This window comes from Sphingomonas morindae (genome assembly GCF_023822065.1).
GTDB lineage: Bacteria > Pseudomonadota > Alphaproteobacteria > Sphingomonadales > Sphingomonadaceae > Solisphingomonas > Solisphingomonas morindae.
On sequence record NZ_CP084930.1, the window covers coordinates 2,304,423 to 2,318,768 of the forward strand.

The window sequence follows — 14,346 nt, forward strand, 5'->3', positions numbered from 1 at the left end:
GCGTCGCCGGGCGGGGAGGCCCTCCGGCGACGCGCGATCCTTGTTACAGGCCGAAGCGGACGCCGGCCTTGAAGTAGCGGCCGTAAATGCCCTCGCCACCCTGCACCGGATTATAGCCGTTGGCGCCATAGGTGATGGTGTCGATCGGCGGCAGGCGATCGGCGATGTTCTGCACCGTCGCGTAGAAGGTCGTCTTATCGGTGACCTTCACCTGCACGTTGAGATCGAAGGTGACATAGCTCTTCACCCGGCACGGCAGCGAGCCATCGTCCAGCCCGCAATCCTTGTAGCCCGTGCCCTGATCCATGGCGGACAGGTCATAGCCGTCGAAATAGTTCATCGTGCCGTTGATATCGAGCTTCTGCCAGAGCCGGACGCCGGCGGTGGCGGTGGCCTTCCACTTGGGCGTGCCCGAGCCCGCCGTCAGGTTGAAATTGCCGAGCGTGCCGTCGTACCGCTCCACCGAGCCATCCGGGAAGACCGTCTCCAGCTTCAGGATATAGCTCGCCTGGCCACTGAAATAGACGCCGACATTGGGCGAGAGGGTGCGGTTGGCGTCGAGCTGGAGGTCGATGCCCGAGGTCTTCAGCGTATTCGCGTTGATGAAGCCCGACTGGACGAAGGCGATGCGCGGGGTGGCGTTCGGGTGGTTCACGTCCGGCGCGTCGGCGATGACGGTGTATCCGGCCGGAATGGCTTCGCCGCTATAATAGGCCAGGATCGCCGGTGCGTTGTTGGCGGTGGTGATGACGTTGGTCTTGCGGATATTGTAATAGTCCGCCGAGACGGTGATCCCCCGCATCGGCGAATAGGACACGCCGCCCGTAAAGTTGCGCGACTTTTCCGGCTTGAGATTGGGGTTCGACAGCGAGGTCGCGCCATAGGTGGCGCCGGTCACGTATGTCGGGCAGCTGGTATAGGTCGCCAGCGAGCAGCCATATTGCGACAGGAAGCTGTCGGTGTAGATGTTCTTGGTGGCGCCGACATAGCCGGTGGTCGGGAAGGTGGCGCTGGATTCCCCGAAGGAGGGAATGCGGAAGCCGCGCGAGAACGTGCCCTTCAGCGCCAGATTCTTGATCGGCGTGACGATCACGCCCGCCTTGGGCGAGAAATTGTCGATGCCGTGCGGATATTTGTCGTAGCGGCCCGACAGGTTGGCGGTGAGGAACTTCAGCAGCGGCGCGTTCAGCTCGGCATAGGCCGAGTAGACGGTGCGATGGCCCTTGGTGGCGAAGCCGTTGAGCGTGAAGTAGCGCTGCGTGCCGCCATTGATGTCGGAATTGAGCGAGGGCGAATCCACCGCCTCGTACCGCACCGCGCCGCCGACCGCGAGCTGCAGCGGGCCGCCCGGCAGATCGATGATCTTGCCGGCGATGTTCGCATCGACCTGATCCAGATCCGAGGTCGAGACGGCGATCGCGTCCGGCGCGAGATAGTTGAGGACGGATTGCGGCGTCGCCGAGGGGTTGAGGAAATTGTAGCTGCCGTCCTTGATGACGTCGAGCAGGTGCTGGATGTAGACATAGCCCGTGCTGCGCCGGCGCAGATCCTCGTGCATCGCCGTCGCGTTGACGTTGTACGTCCAGTCGCCGATCAGCGTGCCGTGCGCGCCGATCGCGCCGCGATAGGCGCGGGTGCGCGTGTAATCGCGGTTGGTGACGTTGGGGAGCCGGCCGTCGATCAGAGCGGTCTGACCCTGGGCGGCGAAGGGGTTGTTCGGGTTGAGCGTGCCATTGGCCGCGGTGCAGGCGCCGACCGTGTTCGCCGGGCACACATAGACGGGCAGCTGCAGAACCGTGTTGTTGCCGTAGAAGGGGATGTTGGCGCGCGTGCTGTAGCGCGGGAAGTAGAAGCCCGCCGGCGCGTTGGCGTAGATGGTCGCCGGGTAGCCGGTCACCTCGGTGTTGGTCTGGAGGAAATTGAACTCGGCGAAGACTTCGCCCGTGTCGCCATAGCGGGCGGTGCCGCGCGCGGTGGCGCCATAGCGCCGGATCTTCGGCGCGATCAGCCCATATTCATTGGTATAATCCTGCGGGCAGACGGTGGTAGGCGCGCTCGGATTGGCCGCGAGTTCGTCCGCGGTCAGGCTATAGCCCGGGACGCCCTGGCATCCCGCGAGCTGCTGGTAGCGGGCGCCATCCACACGGGCTCCCGTCGCCGCATCGGCCGGCGCGACGATGAAGGGCGTCGATGGCGTGGTCAGGTTGAAGCCGGTATAGGCGCCGTTCCGGTCAAGGCCGTTGGCCACGCTCGATCCGGGCGTGCCGCAGGTGCCGTTATAGCAGACATTGCTGAAGTTGTTGCTGCTATAGGGGTAGGGGCGATCCTTGTTGTAGAGCGGGTTCTGCTGATAGTAGAAGCCGCTGAAATAGGCATTATAGCCCTTGTCATCGAGATCGCCGATGCCGACGGTGCCGGACAGACGATATTGCGAGGCATCGCCCCGGCTCGACACGCCGCCTTCGGCGCGCCCCGAAAAGCCCTTGAAATTCTTCTTGGTGATGATGTTGACCACGCCGGCGATCGCATCGGCGCCATAGGTGGCGGAGGCGCCGTCCTGCAGCACGTCGATCCGCTCCACCACATCGTCGGGAATGGTGTTGAGATCGACGAAGTTGCGCGTGCCGTCGTCGGCCAGCGGGTAATAGGCGGCGCGCATGCCATCGATCAGTACGAGCGTCGAATTGGTGGTGAGGCCGCGCAGCGACACCGCCGACGCGCCCGACGCGAACGCGCCATTGGCGGTGAAGCTGTTGGTCAGCGCGGGGCCGTTATTGGCGGCGATCCGCTGAATGCCTTCCTGAATCGTGCTGATGCCGCGCGCGTCGAGATTTTCGGCGGTCACCTGCACTACGGGCGAAGGGTTGCTGAGCTGGGGATTACGGAAAAGCGTGCCGGTGACGATGATCGCACCGGAATCGGATGCACCCTGAGGTGTCGGCGCTTCCGCATTCGGAGTGATTGTCGGTTGGTTCTGCGCGAGTGCGGGCGCCGATGCGGCGACGAGAATGGCGGAGGCAAGCAGATGCGATCGCTTTGACAGCGGCATAAAGTCAGTCCCCTGATTATCTCAATTTTTTCGAATGCGCGTCGGCGAACACTCGCTCGGATCCGACGGCCCTCTAGAAGTCGAGGCTATGCGCCTCCGTTGCAGACGCAATCTGGAAACGTTCGGCCTCCTTAATTTGGCACAAACTGTTGCAGAAGGGCGACAGGTTGGAAGATCGGGCCCCCGGCCTCGGTCCGGCCGGGACATACAAGTGGATGGTATTGCTGCCGATTTTAGTCCCCGCGCGTTGTGCGGCGACCTTGAGATTGGCGTGGAGCAAGCCTGTCGTGAGCAACGGACCGGATCCGATCAATCGCCGTGGCCTGTTCCAGGTCGCAGGGATGGGCGCGGCGGGGCTGCTCGTCGCGGGGCGCGCGGCGGTGGCGGGGCCCGGCCGCTATGCGCCGCCCGATCCGGTGGATACGGGCCATGTCGAAAATGGGCGGGTGCGGTTTCCGGCCTGGCGCGCGCCGGCCGACACGCCGTCCGATCCGCCGCCCGCGCCCTTGCCGCCCGAGCAGCGTGTCGGCTTCGCCATCGTCGGTCTGGGCCGGCTGGCGCTGGAGGAGATCCTGCCGGCTTTCGCCGAAAGCCTGAAGGCGAAGCCGGTCGCGCTGGTTTCGGGATCGCCGGAAAAGCTGCGCGCCGTCGCCGCTCAATATGGCATAGCGGCGGATCATTGCCTCGATTATGCGGGCTTCGATCGGATCAGGGACCTGCCCGAGGTCAAGGTCGTCTATATCGTCCTGCCCAACGCCATGCATCGCGAATATTGCGAACGCGCGGCGCGAGCCGGCAAGCATGTCCTCACCGAAAAGCCGATGACGGTCAGCGCCGCCGACGGCGAGGCGATGGTGGCCGCCTGCAAGGCCGCCAATGTCCATCTGATGGTGGCCTATCGCATCCAATATGAGCGCTACAACAACCGCGCCCATGCGCTTGTGCGCGGCGGCACGCTCGGCCGGCTGGTCGGCTTCCACGGCGTCAACACGCAGACGACCGCCGCCGATGGCGCGCACCAGTGGCGCCATAAAAAGGCCATGGCGGGCGGCGGATCGCTGTTCGATATCGGCCTTTACTGCCTCAACACGGCGCGCTTCCTGACCGGCGAGGAGCCGATCGAGATTTTCGCCACCACCTATGCGCCGCCGGGCGATCCGCGCTACGCCGAGGTGGAGGAGACCGTCTCCTTCACGCTGCGCTTCCCCTCCAACACAATCGCGACGGGCTTTTGCAGCTATGGCGCGCGCGACGACAAATATCAGCGTTTGTCGCTGGAGCAGGCCGCGATCGACATGCCCAACGCCTATCAATATCAGGGCCAGCGCCTCACCCTGATCGGCCGCGAGGACGACGCCACCGCCGAGACGGCGCTGCGGCTCACGCCCAAGAACCAGTTCGCCGCCGAGATCGACCATATGGCGGAGTGCGTGCTCACCAATCGCCGGCCCTATACGCCCGGCGAGGAAGGCGTGCAGGATCACCGGCTGATGGAGGCGATCTACGAAAGCGCGCGCACGGGCCGCCCGGTGCATCGGCCGCCGGTGCCCGGCCGCGATGCCTTTCGCGGGCCGCCGCCCGATCCGCAGGGCTGAACGGCCAGCGCTTCAGCGCGCCAGCCAGCCGCCGTCCACCGCCAGTACATGCCCCTGCACATAGGCGGCGGCGGGTGAGGCGAGGAAGACGGCGGCGGCGCCGATATCCTCGGGCGCGCCCCAGCGGCCCGCCGGGATCCGCTCCAGGATCTGGCGATTGCGCGTGGCATCCGCCTGCAATTGGGCGGTGTTGTTGGTGGCGATGTAACCGGGTGCGATGGCGTTCACCGTCAGCCCCTTGCCCGCCCATTCATTGGCCAGCAGCCGGGTGAGGCCGGCGACGCCGGACTTTGCGGCGGTGTAGCTCGGCACCCGGATGCCGCCCTGGAAGGACAGCATCGAGGCGATGTTGATGATCCGGCCGCTGCCCTGCGCGATCATGTGGCGCCCGGCCGCCTGGCAGAGGAAGAAGAGCGACTTCAGATTGGTGTCGATCACCGCGTCCCAATCCGCCTCGGTGAAATCCACCGCGTCGGCGCGCCGGATGATGCCGGCGTTGTTCACCAGAATGTCCAGCCGCCCGAGCGCGGCGAGCGTCTCGGAGACGATGCGGGGCACCGGCTCGATCGATCCGAGATCGGCGGGGATCAGCGCGATCCGGCGGCCCAGCGCGCGCACCTTGTCGGCGGTCGCCTCGGCCGGGGTGCGCCCCACTGCCGCGATATCCGCGCCGGCCTCGGCGAGAGCTACCGCGATGGCCTGGCCGATGCCGGTGTTGGCGCCCGTCACCACCGCCACTTGTCCGCTCAGATCAAATGCATGGCGCACGGCCGGCCTCCTCAATAATCGACATAATAGTCCTTGGCGAAGGGCTGGCCGGCAAAGGCGCGCTTCATCGTCCAGGGCTGCGCGGGGCTCGTCCAGTAGCTGTCGTCCGCCGGCCGGCCGAGCGCGAGAAAGCTGAGCGCCGCCAGATACATGCTGCCTGCGTTGGAATACCAGTCGCCCAGGCTTGGCTGGTGGCCGGCAAAGCCGATGGTGAGGAAGCCGTCCGGCCCGAAATTGCTCGGATGCGAGAAGATGGCGCGCTGCGCCGCGAGCGTCGCGGCGCGCGCCTGGCCTTCGGGCAGGGCGGGCGGCAGCGCCTTGCGCCAGGCGAGCAGCCCGATCGGCTGGAACACCGCCGTGCGATAGGTGAGCGAGCGTCCGATCGGCGGATAGCTGCCCTCGGGCCCGATCAGCCGCTCCAGCGACGTGGCATAACGCTGCATCCGCTTCATCGCCTGGGGCAGCAGCGCCGGCGCATCGAGGCTGTTGAACGCCGCCTTGGTGGCGACGAGCACCTCGAGGATCTCGACCATCATCGGGTGCATCACATAGGCGCCGTAATAGTCGAAATGGAAATGCGGCCCATCGGCATACCAGCCATCGCCCACATACCATTCATTGACCTTGCGGATGGCGAGGTCGATCCGCATCGGATCCCACTCCTCGCCGATCGAGAGCAGGAAGGCCTCGTTCATCGCGGCGAACAGCAGCCAATTCTGATAGGGCGGGGAGATGGCGCGCAGCCCCTTGATCTCCTTCACGATGCGCGCCTTGGTGCGGGTGTCGAGCGGCTCCCACAAGGCCTTGGGCGCGCGGATCAGCGCATTGGTGAAATAGGCGGAATCGACCAGCGCCTGGCCGGCGCCGGTCCAGCGGAGATAGTCCGGGCTCGCCGGGTCGACGGCATGGGCATAGCTGGCGAGCGCCTGTTCGGCGAAGCGCGCCCGCAGCCGGCCCTCGGCGTCGTCGCTCGCCGGCAGCGCCAGCCAGGGCGCCATCCCGGCGATCAGCCGCCCGAAACATTCGAGATAGGCGACATCGACCGGGCGGCCATCCCAGGTCGGGCTTAGCTCGGGCTCGAACCGCGCCTTGAGCTGGCCCTCGGCCATGGCGCCCAGCACCGGGCCGGCCATGCGCGCGAGCAGATCGACCATGTAGCGCCGGTCCGCCCCCGGGGCTGTGGCCGGTGCCGCAGAGCGCGCGGCGGCGGGATCGGCAGCCAGCGCGGCGCCGGCGGCGGCGCCCGCCCCCAGAAAGGCGCGGCGATCGAGCGGCGGGACGGGGGACGCCATGTCAGTTCGCCTCCTTGGGCGGGGTGAAATCCAGCCGGGCGTCGGCGACGTAGCGATCCCAATCGGCGCGGGTGCGGATGCCGCCCTCGCCCAGGCTCCACGCCGATCCCGAATAATAGACAAAGGGCCGGCCGGGCGTGACGCGCAGCAGCACCAGATGATTATCGGCATCGTCGCGGATATCGGCGATCATCGCCGGATCGACCCGCAGCGCGATCGCCATGCGGCCATGATCGCCCGTTTCCGGGCCCCACCAGCTGAGCACGCCGCGCGCGCGATCCACCGTCAGCGCGCCGTCCGTATCGGCGAGCGTGGTGCGCTTGCCGATGCCGATACCGATCAGCAGCGGCCCCGGCGTATCGGCGGTGATGGTGGAGACCATGCGGGTGAAGGCGGTGCCGAGCGGCAGGGTGAAGCGCCGCGTCTCCGATACGGCATGGCCGACACCAACCGGCCAGGGCGCGTAGCGCACCTCGAAATCGGCGACATCGGGTCCGTTCTTGAAGATGCGGAACTGCGCATAGTTGCGCGAGGTCCACAGCTTATTGTCCTGCCACACGCCCAGCCCGCCGGCGCCGCGCGCCGTGCCGACATTGTAGAAATCGAGCCCCTCGCCATGATAGGCGTGCTGGTCGCCGGTGCGGAGCTGGCGATCGGCAAACGCCCAGGGCACATTCTTGCCCCAGCTGTCCACGCCCGAGCCGGAGGGCGGCTCGGCCGCTTCGAGCGCACGGCCATAGATACGGTGCGCGGTGCGATCATTCTCCCAGAGCAGATCGTCGTAGCGATAGGGGGCGAGCACCACCGTCGCGCGCGGGCGGCGATCGGTGGGCGCCGGCAGCGGCTTGGCGATGGGCGGCAGCACCGGCGCGGGAGCCGGCGCGGCCCCCGTCAGCAGCAGCGCGGCAAACGCGGCGGCGCGCGATCCGAACCGGCTCATTGCACGATCACCGAAGCGGTGGCGGTGGCGGGGCGCGCCTTCTCCACCATCGTGCCGGCATCGGCGAAGGGGCGCAGCGTGAAGCCCCAGCTGCGCGGCTGGAGCGGGATGCGATAGCGCGGCAGGGGCCGCCCGGTCTCGTCCCATTGCGTGTCGCCGCCCACGCCGGCCTGTACCGCATCGATCATCAGCGAAACCTCCTGATGGGGAAAAATGTCGGAGCTGCGCCGCGTGCCGGGCGCGCGGCGCGAGAGATCGTCATAGGGAAAGGCCAGCGCGTTGACGGAGAGGGGCGCATCGCCCTCGACGCGCACGCCGCCGGCCGCGCCCTGGCGCGAAAGCTCGAGCCAGCGCACATCCACCTTGTTGCCCGTCTCCTGCGGCCGCATGTAATCATGGTTCTGATCCGCGATGCGGCCGCGCCACAGCGCGATCGGCGCGCCCGTCTTGCGGTCCGCATAGCTTTCATGCGGTCCGCGCCCATACCATTCGAGCGTGTCGAAGCTGTCCGGCGCGGTGAAGGCGAGGCCGATGCGCAGCGGATCGGGCAGATCGGACCGGAGCGGCGTGAACTGCCCCGTCACCGCCACGCTGCCATCGGCCGCCATGGCGTAGCGGCTGACGAAATCGGCCACGCCGTCACCCAGCGTGTAATGGATGGTCACCTGCGCGCCACCGGGGGTGCGCAGCGTGTCGATGCCCGTCACGCGCCGCACGCTGCTCGCCTCGCGCCATGGCTTGTGGCTGCGCTCCACATCGGTGCCGACATCATTGTCGGTGAGCGCGCGGTAGAAATTAGGCGCGCCGCCGCGCAGCAGCAGCCGGCCCCCGGCGGCATAGCGCACCACCAGACCGGTCGTGCGGTCGATCACCAGCTCGGCATCGCCCGCCGCGAGCCGGATCGCGGTGCGATCCGCGCCCAGCGCCACCGTGCCGCCCGGGGCGGATCGGGGGGCGGGGGTGGCCGCCGCGAGCGGGAATTGCTCCCAGCCGATCACCTGGCCGGCCGCCACCGCCGGGATCGTGCCCGCCTTGGCGGTGGCGACAATCGTGACGAAATATTCGGCGCCGGCCCGGCGCGGCACGCCCGCGAGCGGCAGTGTCACCGCCACGCGCCCGCGCGCCGGTGCGACCGCGGGCGGCAGCGCGCCCGAGGCGATCTCCACGCCATTCTCGGCCACCGACCAGCGGAAGGCATAGCCGGAAAGATCGAGGAAATCCTGGCGGTTGAGAATGGTGACCCGGCCGCTTGCGGGATCGAAGCCCTCGAACTGCACCGGCGCATAGACTTTGCGCAGCTCGAACAGCTGCGGATTGGGGGTGCGATCGGACTGGAGCAGGCCGTCGCCGAATTCGAGATCTCCGCCGGGATTGGCGCCATATTCGCCCCCCATGCCCCAATAGCGGCGTCCGTCCTTGGTGGTGCGGTACATGGACTGGTCCACCCAATCCCAAACAAAGCCGCCTTGCAGCTTCTCGGGATGCGCATAGATGACATCCCAATAGTCCTTCAGATCGCCGCCGGAATTGCCCATCATATGGGCGTATTCGCATTCGATCAGCGGCTGCTTGTAATCCCAGTTCTCGGCATAGTCCTTCAGCTTGGCGGCGCTGTCGTACATCGGCGCATAGATGTCCGCGAAGTCGTTGGGGCGATGGACATGCTGATCGGCCCAGGTGCTCCAGCCGAGATAGCTGATGAGCCGGTCGGGATCGCGGCCGCGCGCGGCGTCGGCGGCGGCGCGGAAGTTCGGCCCGATCCCCGCCTCGTTGCCCAGCGACCAGAACAGGATGGACGGATGATTCTTGTCGCGCTCCACCATGTTGCGCACGCGGCTCACATGCGCCTCGCGCCAGGCGGGATCGAAGCCGAGCTGGTAGCGCGCCCGTTCGTCCGGGTGGCGATTGCCCGCCTCGGCATAGGCGTGATCCTCGATATCGGCCTCGTCCATCACATAGAGGCCATAGCGATCGGCCAGTTCGTACAGGCGCGGATCATTGGGATAGTGGGAGGTGCGGATCGCGTTGATGTTGTTCTGCTTCATCAGCTGGATGTCGCGCTCCATCGACTCCAGCGAGAGGACGTGGAAGGTCTCCGGATCATGTTCGTGGCGATTGACGCCGCGGATCGTGATCGGCCGGCCATTGACGGTCACCTGGCCGTTGCGCAGCGCCACCGTGCGGAAGCCGATGCGGCTATAGGTGGATTGCACGATCCGCCCCTTGGCGTCGTACAGTTCCACCAGCAGCATGTAGAGATTAGGCGTCTCGGCCGTCCAGGGGCGGATGTTCGGAATGGTGCCGCGCAGCGTCACCTGGCGCTCGGCCTCGCCGGGCGGGACGGGGGCGGACAGGCTGAGCATCGGGCGGTCCCCATCGAGCAGCACCAGCCTGGCGGTGGTGGCGCGGGACGCGGGCGTGATGGCATATTCCACCGCGAGCGTGCCGTCGCGAAACTGCGGATCGAGCCCGGCATGGACGAAGAAATCGCGGATCCGCGTCTTGGGCGCCGCCATCAGGAAGACTTCGCGCTCGATCCCGGAGACGCGCCAGAAATCCTGATCCTCCAGATAGCTGCCGTCCGACCAGCGATAGACCTGGATGGCGATGACGTTGCGTCCCGGATGGACGAAGCGCGTCACGTCGAATTCGGAGGGGAGCTTGCTATCCTCGGAATAGCCGACCTTCTCGCCATTCACCCACACATAATAGGCCGATCCCGCCGCGCCGATGTGGAGGATCACGTCCGAACCCGTCCAGCCCGCCGGCACGTCGACATCGCGGCGATAGGAGCCCACCGGGTCGGTGGCATGGGGAATGAGCGGGCGATTGGCGGGAAAGGGATAGGTGATGTTGTTGTAGCGGGCCTGGTCATAGCCCTGGGCCTGCCAGTCCGCCGGCACGGGAATGTCCTTCCAACCCGACACGTCATAGTCCGGGCGCTCGAAGCCGGTCGGCAGATGATCCGCGTCCGGCGAAAAGGAAAAGCGCCACGGCCCGTTGAGCAGCAGGAAGCGGTCGCTGTGGGTGCGATGCCCGGCGATTGCCTTGGCCTGGCTCTCGAAAGGGAAGCCGGTGGCGCGGGCCGGCGCCTTGCCGCGCGCGAAGATGGCGGGATTTTCCCAGTCCGGCCGATCGGCCGCGCTTTGCGGCTGGATCGGCGGCACGGGCGCGTTCTGCGCCTGCACGGCGCCTGCGCTTAGGATCAGCGACATCGCGACCAGCTGCTTGACAGACCCCACGGACAAGCCCTCCCTCCTGTCGTATAAATTTTTGGCCATTCTACGCGCGGCCAGTTTCCATCCGCTAGCCCGCACGGCTTTTGATCGACTTGCGGGGGCGCGGCTGGTAGGAAAGGGATAGAGCCAGGGTATTGGTAATACAAGCTCTGTGAGACGACCATGAACAAGGATCGCATCGCGGTGTCGGGAAGCTCGGTTTCGCTGTCGGACACGCTGTTCAGGAAGCTCGAGCAGCGGATCATATCGGGCGATATGCCGCCCGGCTCGCGCTTCCCCACCCAGCGCGAAATCTGCGCCGACGAACAGGTCAGCCGCACCGTGGTGCGCGAGGCGGTGGCGCGGCTGGCGGCGCAGGGGCTCGTCACCTCGCGCCAGGGCTCGGGCGTGTTCGTCGCCGAAACCGCGCGCTACCGTGCCTTCCAGGTGACGCGGGACGAACTCCATGCGCTCGCCGACGTGATAAAGCTGCTCGAGATGCGGCTCGCGATCGAGGCGGAAATGGCCGCGCTCGCGGCGGCGCGCCGCACCACCGCGGATATCGGCGCCATTCGCGAGGCCTTGCGGCGCATGGCGGAAGTGGAGGGCGATCCCGAAGCGGCCGCCCGCGCCGACGCCGCCTTCCACCTCGCGATCGCGCGCGCCACGCAGAATGATTATTATGTCCGCATCGTCGATTTCCTCGGCGTGCGCCTGGTGCCGCCGCGCAATCTCTATCTGCGCGACGGCTCCGGGCCGGATCATGTGGCCTATGTCGCCAAGGTGCGCGCCGAGCATGAGGCGGTGCTCGATGCGATCGTGCGCATGGACCCGCCCCGCGCCCGCGATGCGGCGCGCCACCATATGCAGGAAAGCCTCAGCCGCCATACCCAGTTGAGCGAGACGGTGAGCCTGCTCGGCGACTCCGCCACCGTTGACCGCGCCGCCTGAGTTATAATACAACCTCCTTCAAGCGGGATCACGCCGCGGGGAGGAGAGGCGATGCGAACGGGGATTCGGCCAGGCTGCGCATCCTGTTTGCGGCCGCTTCGGGGCCGGCGATGAGCGCGGACGCGGCCAGGGCCGGGCTCGGGCGCTATCGCTGGACGATCTGCGCGCTGCTCTTCGCCGCGACGGCGATCAACTATATCGACCGCCAGATGATCGGCGTGCTCAAGCCGGTGCTGCAGGTCGAGTTCGGCTGGCGCGAAGGCGATTACGCCGACATCGTCTTCTGGTTTCAGGCGGCCTATGCGCTCGGCTTTCTGGCGGTGGGGCGCTTCATGGACGCGGTGGGCGCGCGCTTCGGCTATGCCATCGCCTTCGGCTTCTGGACGGCGGCGCACATCGCCCATGGCCTGGTGCGCAGCCTGTTCGGCTTCGGCGTCGCGCGGTTCGCGCTCGGCATCGGCGAAAGCGGCAATTTTCCGGCGGGCCTCAAGGCGGTGGCGGAGTGGTTTCCGCAGCGCGAGCGTGCGCTTGCGGTGGGCATCTTCAACGCCGGCGCGAATGTCGGGGCGATCGCCACGCCGCTGCTCGTGCCCGCCATCACCGCCGCCTTTGGCTGGCGCCTGGCCTTCATCCTCACCGGCGTGATCGGGCTGGTCTGGGTGGCGGCGTGGCTGCTCCTCTACCGCTCGCCCGCCGCGCCCATGGGCGGTGCCGAGCCGGCGGCGCCCGCCTTGCCCTGGCTGCGCCTGTTCCGCGTGCGGCAGAGCTGGGCCTATGCCGTGCCCAAATTCATGACCGATCCGATCTGGTGGATGTTCCTCTTCTGGCTGCCGGACTTTCTCTCGAAACGCTATGGGCTCGATCTGCGCGGCTTCGGTCCGCCGCTGGTGGTCATCTATATCCTGTCCGATCTCGGCAGCATCGCGGGCGGCGCCGGCTCGTCCTGGCTGGTGCGGCGCGGCTACAGCGTCAATCGCGCGCGCAAGCTCACCATGTTGGCCTGCGCGGTGGCGGTGATGCCGATCGCGATCGTGCAGCATATCGATTCCCTCTGGGGCGCGGTGCTGCTGATCGGCCTCGCCACCGCCGGCCACCAGGCTTTCTCCGCCAATCTGCTGACCGTGCCGTCCGATCTCTTCCCCCGCCACGCGCTGGGATCGGTGGTGGGCATTGGCGGCACGGCCGGTGCGATCGGTGGCATGCTGATCGCCAAGTTCGTTGGCTATGTGCTTGACATGACAGGCAGTTACACGCCGATCTTCGCGGTGGCGGCGTCGGCCTATCTGCTCGCGCTGGCCGCGTTGCATCTGCTCAGCCCCCGGCTCGCGCCGGCCGATCTTCCTTCCGGCGAGGCCCTATGATGATCCGTTCGCTGCTCCTGTCCTGGCTGGTGGCCACGCCCGCGCTCGCCGCGCCCGCGCCGCCCCCGCCGCCGGCGGCCGCCGCGCCCGCCGAAACGGCGATCGCCACCGCCGTCACGCTCGCGCGCTGGCAGCTCGCGCGCCTTTCCGACCAGGGCCATGTCGCGCGGGTGACGAGCGAGACCCGCAATCCGCGCAGCTGGGAACAGGCGGTGTTCTGGATCGGCATGACGGCGCTCGCCGATGCCGGCGCGCCGCCCGACATCCGCCAGGCCATCCTCGCCATGGGCCGGGCGCAGGGCTTCACCCCGGGCGGCCGGCTCTACCATGCCGATGATCTCGCCATCACCCAGGCCTATCTCTGGGCCGCGCGCCACGGGGCAGGAGCGGCGGCGCTGGCGCCGACCCGCGCGCGTCTGGATGCCATTCTCGCCCGGCCGCCCCGGGTCGGCCTTGCCTTCTACCAGCCGCCCCAGGGCTATGACGCGACCGAATGCCTGACGCGCTGGTGCTGGTGCGACGCGCTGTTCATGGCGCCCCCCGCCTTCCTCGCGCTCAGCCGCGAGACCGGCGATCCGCGCTACGCCGCCTATGCGCTGCGCGAATTCTGGGCGACCACCGATTTTCTCTACGATCCCGCCGAGCATCTCTTCTACCGCGACAGCCGCTTTTTCGAGCGGCGCGACGCGAACGGCCGCAAGCTCTTCTGGAGCCGCGGCAATGGCTGGGTGTTCGCGGGGCTGGCGCGGATCATTACGCTGCTGCCCGCCGGCAGCGCCGATCGCCGGCGCATGGAAGGGCTGTTCGTCGAGATGGCCGCGCGGTTGAAGACGCTGCAGAAGCCGGACGGCTATTGGGCGCCCTCGCTACTGGCGCCGGAGGGCGCGCCGCCCGAGACCAGCGGCACCGCCTTCTTCACCTATGGCCTGGCCTGGGGCGTGCACGCCGGGCTGCTCGACGCGGCCGACTATGCCCCCGTCGCGCGGCGCGGCTGGGCGGCGCTGGTGCGCAGCCTGCGGCCCGACGGCCGGCTCGGCTGGGTGCAGCAGGTCAGCGACCGGCCCGAGCAGGTCGCGCCGGACGATACCCAATATTATGGCGTCGGGGGTTTCCTGCTCGCCGCCACCGCCATCGCCGCGCTCGATCGATCCGCGCCCCGTCCCTGATCCCGG

9 protein-coding genes are annotated in these 14,346 nt (G+C 67.6%); 4 read left to right on the top strand and 5 right to left on the bottom strand.

Annotated elements, in window-relative coordinates:
- Positions 1-43: 43 nt before the first annotated feature.
- A complete protein-coding gene (locus LHA26_RS11380; protein ID WP_252165729.1) occupies positions 44-3,049 on the bottom strand; it encodes a TonB-dependent receptor domain-containing protein in 3,006 nt (1,001 codons plus the stop codon).
- Between the two features lie 287 nt (positions 3,050-3,336).
- Here LHA26_RS11380 and LHA26_RS11385 point away from each other — a divergent pair, with 287 nt between their 5' ends.
- A complete protein-coding gene (locus tag LHA26_RS11385) occupies positions 3,337-4,644 on the top strand; it encodes a Gfo/Idh/MocA family protein (protein ID WP_252165730.1) in 1,308 nt (435 codons plus the stop codon).
- Positions 4,645-4,656: 12 nt separating this feature from the next.
- Here LHA26_RS11385 and kduD read toward each other — a convergent pair whose 3' ends face one another.
- Genes kduD through LHA26_RS11405 form a run of 4 tightly spaced genes read right to left on the bottom strand, consistent with a single transcriptional unit; the run spans position 4,657 to position 10,859 of the window.
- Entirely contained in the window at positions 4,657-5,412 is a 756-nt protein-coding gene (gene kduD / locus LHA26_RS11390) for a 2-dehydro-3-deoxy-D-gluconate 5-dehydrogenase KduD (RefSeq protein WP_252165731.1), read from the bottom strand.
- 11 nt (positions 5,413-5,423) lie between these two features.
- Positions 5,424-6,704, bottom strand: coding sequence for a DUF2264 domain-containing protein (locus LHA26_RS11395; RefSeq protein ID WP_252165732.1), 1,281 nt, complete (start codon positions 6,702-6,704; stop codon positions 5,424-5,426).
- Position 6,705: 1 nt separating this feature from the next.
- Positions 6,706-7,644, bottom strand: coding sequence for a DUF4861 family protein (locus LHA26_RS11400; protein ID WP_252165733.1), 939 nt, complete (start codon positions 7,642-7,644; stop codon positions 6,706-6,708).
- A complete protein-coding gene (locus LHA26_RS11405) occupies positions 7,641-10,859 on the bottom strand; it encodes a glycoside hydrolase family 2 TIM barrel-domain containing protein (RefSeq protein ID WP_252168362.1) in 3,219 nt (1,072 codons plus the stop codon). Before LHA26_RS11405 ends, LHA26_RS11400 begins: the two co-directional genes overlap by 4 nt.
- Before the next feature lie 186 nt (positions 10,860-11,045).
- Here LHA26_RS11405 and LHA26_RS11410 point away from each other — a divergent pair, with 186 nt between their 5' ends.
- The 3 genes from LHA26_RS11410 (at position 11,046) to LHA26_RS11420 (ending at position 14,340) form a co-directional block, all read left to right on the top strand.
- Complete coding sequence (locus LHA26_RS11410) at positions 11,046-11,813, top strand: FadR/GntR family transcriptional regulator (RefSeq protein WP_252165734.1); 768 nt, start codon at positions 11,046-11,048, stop codon at positions 11,811-11,813.
- Positions 11,814-11,923: 110 nt separating this feature from the next.
- The gene (locus LHA26_RS11415; protein ID WP_252165735.1) at positions 11,924-13,174 is read left to right on the top strand and encodes an MFS transporter; all 1,251 of its coding nucleotides are present in this window, start codon (positions 11,924-11,926) and stop codon (positions 13,172-13,174) included.
- Positions 13,171-14,340 (top strand): glycoside hydrolase family 88/105 protein, encoded by a 1,170-nt coding sequence (locus LHA26_RS11420; protein WP_252165736.1) that lies wholly within the window; start codon positions 13,171-13,173, stop codon positions 14,338-14,340. The genes LHA26_RS11415 and LHA26_RS11420 overlap by 4 nt, the downstream gene beginning before the upstream one ends.
- Positions 14,341-14,346: the final 6 nt, after the last annotated feature.

Bases quoted from the DNA above. Each gene is read 5' to 3' on its own strand.
- LHA26_RS11380 (WP_252165729.1), bottom strand. From the start codon at position 3,049: ATGCCGCTGTCAAAGCGATCGCATCTGCTTGCCTCCGCCATTCTCGTC.
- LHA26_RS11395 (WP_252165732.1), bottom strand. From the start codon at position 6,704: ATGGCGTCCCCCGTCCCGCCGCTCGATCGCCGCGCCTTTCTGGGGGCG.
- LHA26_RS11400 (WP_252165733.1), bottom strand. From the start codon at position 7,644: ATGAGCCGGTTCGGATCGCGCGCCGCCGCGTTTGCCGCGCTGCTGCTG.
- LHA26_RS11405 (WP_252168362.1), bottom strand. From the start codon at position 10,859: ATGTCGCTGATCCTAAGCGCAGGCGCCGTGCAGGCGCAGAACGCGCCC.
- LHA26_RS11410 (WP_252165734.1), top strand. From the start codon at position 11,046: ATGAACAAGGATCGCATCGCGGTGTCGGGAAGCTCGGTTTCGCTGTCG.
- LHA26_RS11415 (WP_252165735.1), top strand. From the start codon at position 11,924: ATGAGCGCGGACGCGGCCAGGGCCGGGCTCGGGCGCTATCGCTGGACG.
- LHA26_RS11420 (WP_252165736.1), top strand. From the start codon at position 13,171: ATGATGATCCGTTCGCTGCTCCTGTCCTGGCTGGTGGCCACGCCCGCG.